This window comes from Streptosporangium carneum, from assembly GCF_027922005.1.
GTDB lineage: Bacteria > Actinomycetota > Actinomycetes > Streptosporangiales > Streptosporangiaceae > Streptosporangium > Streptosporangium carneum.
Window position 1 is genome coordinate 1 of record NZ_BSEV01000164.1, and the last position, 524, is coordinate 524.

Below are 524 nucleotides of genomic sequence, written 5' to 3' on the forward strand. Positions count from 1 at the left end.
GCGTGACCGAGCGATTCACGGTAGGCCACGTGCGGCGCACCGATATTCGCTTCGACCTTGAATTCGCGCTTCATGCGATCGACCAGGATGTCGAGGTGAAGCTCGCCCATGCCCGCGATGATGGTCTGACCGGACTCTTCGTCGGTCTTCATGCGGAAGGACGGATCCTCGGCGGCCAGACGCTGCAGCGCGATGCCGAGCTTTTCCTGGTCACCCTTCGATTTCGGCTCGATCGCGAGCTCGATCACCGGATCCGGGAATTCCATACGCTCCAGGATGACCGGGCTGGACGGATCGCAGAGCGTGTCGCCCGTCGTGGTGTCCTTGAGGCCCGCAATGGCGACGATGTCGCCGGCGAAGGCTTCCTTGATGTCTTCGCGCGAGTTCGAGTGCATCAGCAGCATACGGCCGATACGCTCTTTCTTTTCCTTCACCGTGTTGAGCAGGGACACGCCCGTCTCGAGGTGACCGGAATAGATGCGCGCGAAGGTCAGCGAGCCGACGAACGGGTCGTTCATGATCTT

The 524-nt window shown here is 61.3% G+C and carries 1 protein-coding gene; it reads right to left on the reverse strand.

All coding sequences use genetic code 11. From position 1 onward, the window contains the following. The coding region (locus PKF00_RS45085) for an EF-Tu/IF-2/RF-3 family GTPase (protein ID WP_271223807.1) at nucleotides 1–524 on the reverse strand (524 nt) is incomplete at both ends.